General features: G+C 63.1%; 1 protein-coding gene. It reads right to left on the reverse strand.

Annotated elements, in window-relative coordinates; all coding sequences use genetic code 11:
* Window positions 1-51: 51 nt before the first annotated feature.
* Window positions 52-5097, reverse strand: coding sequence for a DEAD/DEAH box helicase (locus NW853_RS05095; RefSeq protein WP_414348145.1), 5046 nt, complete (start codon window positions 5095-5097; stop codon window positions 52-54).
* Window positions 5098-5221 lie beyond the last annotated feature (124 nt).

Here is a 5221-nt window from a genome sequence, read left to right on the forward strand (position 1 = left end):
GGCAACCCTTCTGGCCCTGGTGGGTGCCTACCTGTTTTCCCACCAGCAGGATTAGTTGCCCTTGCCAAACACCTCTGGGTAGCGGGCCAGTTGCTCCTGCAGGTCTTGGTCGTAGCGCAGGGCAATTACCCGGTAGCCTTGTCCCAAAAGCTGGGAGCGCACTTGGCGATCCTGGGCAGCCTGGTCGGGCTCGTCATGCACTGCGCCATCGCAGAAAACACAGACGTTGGGCTCGTAGAAGAAGTCGACCACGCAGCGGGGATCAGGGATGGCCTTCTGGGCGTCGTCGGGAAGGCGGTAGCCTTCTTCGGCCAGCAACTCCAGAAAGCGGCGCTCCAGGTGCGAGCGAGGGTCGATGAGCTGGCGCAGCCACTCCAGCTGCTCTTGGCGGGAGCGGCCCAGGGGACGTAGCTCGGTGCGGCTGTGGGCCAGCTCTCCCAGAAGATCCCGAATCTTGTATCGGTCGAGCTCCAGCGCCTCCCGTTGGTTGGCGTAGCTGAGCAGGCACTCGTAGCAGGCGGCGCGGCACTCAGGCCGCAGGTCTTGGATCCCGGCTTCTGAGAGCTGGAAGTGGCAGATCTCCAGGGCTGCTCGCGCCACCTCCGCCATGGCCTCTGGCTCCTCCACCAACCGCTGCAGGACGCCGGCTCCCCCTTCTGCCGTCTCGTAAAACAGCAGGGCCCGATGGGATCCCTGGCCAATGGACTCGGCGGCCAGCTCCGTCTCTTCTAGCTCAAAGGCCTCTTCGATCCCCCGCTTGAGGGCGTAGCGCAGGCTGGTTTCTAAAGGTTGGGGATCCCCTAAGCCGGGCTGCGCCAGGCGCACCAGCAGCAGGTTTTGGGTACTGCGCACCGCCAGGCGGATGGACTGCAAGAAGGCTGGGTTGGACAAGCCCGCCCTGCTCCGCTCAAGCTGAGCTCGCGAGGGGACTTCCCCATTTTCAAAGTTGACCGAGAACCCCCGCCCTCCACTTCCCCGCCAGCCGTGGTTGATGCGCAGCAGGGTAGCTGCCGGGGCATAGCGCAACTGCAGCAGGGGGGTTTGTCCGCTCAGCACATCAGCTTCTTGGACGCGGTAGCCAGAGCTTTCGGAAGCAAACTGGAAGAAGGTCTGCAGCTCGTAGCCTTGTCGCCGCCGCTCCTCTTCGTCAGCCGTGATGCGATCCCGCCGCCGCATGCGCACATTGGGCATTTCCAGAAGCTGGGTCAAGAGGCTATTTTGCCCATCGAACGGGGTGCCGCAGACTGGACAGCGATCGAGGGAGGGATCGGCAAAGGCCCCACAGCTAAAACAGAGCTTGTGGCTACTTCTGCGCTCCTCCAGGCCGCCGGGCGGCGCCTGGAACGCTACCGCTTCCCACTGGCAGCCTTCGTGGTAGAGGAAGTTGTGGGGAGCAAACTCGCGGATGGCCAAAAAGCGGGGCCGGGCGATGAACTCCCCCTCGCCGCCGCGGGGCACCCAGGCCCGCACGGGCAAGGCCGGAAAGTTGTAGCCGGGCAGAAAGCCTTCGCTGGCCAAGTAGCGGTAGGGGTAGAAGTCGCTTTCCTCCCGCTGGGTGTCGATTTGGAGCAGCAGATTCCGCTGGCGCAGGGCTTCCCGCTGGCGGCGCTCGGCTTCCTGCTGGTCTTTCTTTTCGCGAGTCGTCTGGAGCTGGCGGTTAGCGGCTTCCAACTGCTGGGTGGCAGCCCGATAGAGTTCTCGCCAGCGGTCGAAAGCTCGGTCAAAAGCCTGGGGCGCCTCTTCGATGACCTGCTGGAGCCAGCGGCGGCTAAACCAGCCGCTCTGATCCAGAACCTCTCGATCAGCGGCCAAGAGCGCCTCCACCCGCTCCATCACCTCTTGCCGGGCCGCTTCCCCTAGCTGGATTTGGGCAGCCACCTCTTCCCGCAGGGGCAGCCCCTCGCGATCCAAATCGAGAACTCTTTCCATGGAGTTACCCAGGGGCAGGCGTACCTGGGCCAGCCAAACGGCGTGGATGTGAGCCCGCAGTAGCGCCTCGTTGGTTAAGTCCAGGCGGGGAGGGCGGACACGACCGGCCACCATCTCGGCGCGGCGGCGGAAGTAGTACTGGTCGTGGCTGTTGAAGGCGCCGCAGTAGCTGAGGATTAGCCCCGCCTGCCCCTGGCGACCTGCCCGACCGCTGCGCTGGGCGTAGTTGGCCGGAGTGGGCGGCACGTTGCGCAGATGCACCAGATCCAAATCGGCAATATCGACCCCCAGCTCCAGGGTTGGCGAGCAGACCAAGTAGGGAAGGCGGCGAGCTTGGTCTTCCCCGCGAAAGCGCTTTTCTCGCCACTCCCGCTCTCCCGCTCGAACCACCTGGGCCGTGTGCTCTCTGGCCTCCAGGGATCCCAGCCCTGCTGCCCCGCTCCGATACAGGCGCTGGAAGAAGAGATTGACGGGGCGAGGGGCGGAAGCGTAGCCCTCCTGCTGAGCGCGGCGGGAGTACAAGGGATCCGCAGGCGGCGGCGAGCCATCGCCCAGGCACCAGCGCAGACAGCCAGCGTTGAGCTGGTAGGCTTCCTGGCCATTCTCCCGCCGCAGCAGGTCGTAGCTGACTAGAAGAGAAAGCAGGGATCCCAAAAGCTGGTCGTAGGTTTCCCGGGTTAGCTCAAGGCGCTTGGCAAGAAAGCGTCCGATGGCGCTGCGGGGGCCTAGGCTGAAAGTTGTCCCGTCTTGTCCGTTGCGGCTTTGGCGGACAAAGCAGGTAGCCGTCCGCAGCTCGTCGTACTCTTCTAGGCCCCAAAACTCGTTGAGGTGTTGCTCGGCGCGTCGGCGCAAGTTTCTCTGGAACTCGGTTCTGAGCACAGGCACATCGATGGCCAGTTTGCGCCGAAACTGATCCAGCAGAGCCCGCAGCAGGCGTTCCCGCTCCTCGACGCTGGCCTGGACAAACCAGGGATTGAGGGGGGCCAGGGCCGAACTCTGGCAAAGCTCCTTGAGGCCGCAGTATTCAATTTTCAACAAGCCCACCTGTTCCAGGTTGGGGTGGGTAACCCGCCAGCCGCGCCGCAGATCCTCGTAGAGGCGGTATTCGGTTAGCTCCGTAAAAGTCCGCCAGACCTCTTGGGCAGCCGGCGACTGGGGATCCAGCAAGGGGTTTTGGGCAATGGCGGCAAGGGTGAGGCCGGCAGCCTGCACCACCTCTGGGGCCACTTCTGCAAAGCCCAGCTCTTGCTTTTTAAGAAGGGCAGCGTAGAGCGAGGCCCGCAAGAGGGCCACGTGGACAAAGTCGTTGAAGTGGCCGGCCTGCAGGGAGGCATCCTGGCGGTTGTCGGTAAAGGTAAGCAGCTTGTCCTGGGCTGCCCCCATTTGAGCAGCATGGCGCAGCAGAGAAGTGGCCAGAATGGTGGTGGCGCTGGAGCGGCCTTCGCTAGAAAGGGAAGCCAGCTTGGCAAACTCCCGCTCCCGTCCACTGTAGTACTCGCCGCAAGCTAGGCAGAGAGAAAAGGGCTGGGGCTGCCACCACAGCTTCTGGGTTCCTGCCTGGGGCACCTCGGAAAAGGAGCCGTCCGGGCGGACCCAGACCGCTTGGGGGACGCGCCTTCTCCAATGGGGCTTGAGCCGGCCTTCAGGGGTGTACCAATCTTCCGGGATCTGTTCCTGCGACCACTCCCCCTCCAGGGGATCCAGACTCAGGTAGCCAGCTTGCTGCTCTTCGCTTTCCTCCACCTCTTCCCCGAGGGGATAGGGCACAAAGCGATCCCCGGACTTGAGGACATGGTAGTAGTCCTGCCCGCACTGGCGGCAGAACTTGACAGGGAAAAAGAGCTTGCCCTCACCGGCCTGCATCTGCCCCTCCAGGGAAAATTGCCGCTTTTCCCGGCTCTCCAGAGTGGCGTAGAGGGTGCGGCCCTGGGAGATAAATTGGTGCAACTTGAAGGCCACCCCCCTGTTGCCGTCTTTGAGGTTGCTGGCGTGGGCGAGGAACTGGCGCAGAGACTCAGCGCAGAACTGGGGATCCCTGTCAACCTGCTTGGCCAGTTGGGCGGCGACCTCAGAAAGCTCCCTGGGCAGACGGCGCCTGAAGCCGCCATCGGGCGTGGGCTCCAGGCCCAGTTCGTACTCCAGCCAGCGCGTCAGGGGGTGGCGGCGCAGGGTGGCCAGGTCGGCGGGAGGGGGAGAGTCGAGGGCGCTTTTTAGCTCCGCTGCACTAGGAGAGTCACCCTCACTAAAGGGATCCAGGGTTTCCTCGATAACGTGCTCCGCTCTGAAGGGATAGCCAAAGAAGCGGCTGGCAAAGTCGGCCACAATCTGGCGGCGCTCCTGGGCGGTGGCTTCTGGCCGGGAGATCATGGTGGCGCTGGTGCCGATGTGGACGAGGTTTGGGGCGGCGCAGCGCTCCTTGAGGCGTCGCACCAGCATGGCCACATCCGCCCCCTGTCGACCGCGGTAGGTGTGTAGCTCGTCAAAGACCAAAAAGCGCAGTCCACCAGGACTTAAGAAGCGCTGATCCTCAGGGCGAACCAACAGCAGCTCCGCCATCATGTAGTTGGTAAGCAGAATCTGGGGCGGCTTCCGCCGCAGCTCTTCCCGATCGCTTTCGGCAGTTTCCCCGGTGTATTTGGCAAAGCGCAGGGGGAAAGGGCGACCATAGCGGCGCTCGTAGCGTTCGCGCAGGTCTTGCAAAGACTGGTATTGGGAGTTCACCAGGGCATTCATGGGATAGACCACCAGGGCCGTCACCTGGTGCTCGGATCCCTTGTGGCGGATCCAGTTGTCGAGGATAGGCAGGAAGTAGCAGAGGCTCTTGCCGGAGCCGGTGCCACTGGTTACCACGAAACTTTCTCCGGCTAGGGCCTTGGTGATGGCCTCCTCCTGGTGGCGGTAGAGGCGAAAGGGCCTGCCATCCTCAAAGCGGAAGATGTGGGCTGTTTCTTGGGCAATCCGTCCGGCTGCAGCCAACTCGTCAACGGTTGAGCCGTCCTTGTAAGAGGGGCTGAGCTGGACAAGCGGCTCTGGCCAGAGGTGGATCCCTTCTTCTAGCGCTTGGTCTACAAAGGCTTGCGCCCGTGGGTCGGCAACCAGAAAAAACGAGCGGACAAAATCGCGATAGTCGGCCAGGACAGCGGCGTGGAGATCAAAGATCGTGGACATCAAAGCTACTCCACAGGGCCCTCCTAGCCAACCTAAACCCAGTCTGGAAGTGCAGCAAGTATTTTCCTCACCTCCAGTCCCTCTGGGGGAGAGACTTCTGCTGGAGTCAAGTCGCCACCAAGAT

The sequence above is a fragment of the Synechococcus sp. H55.11 genome, from assembly GCF_047462475.1.
Lineage (GTDB): Bacteria > Cyanobacteriota > Cyanobacteriia > Thermostichales > Thermostichaceae > Thermostichus.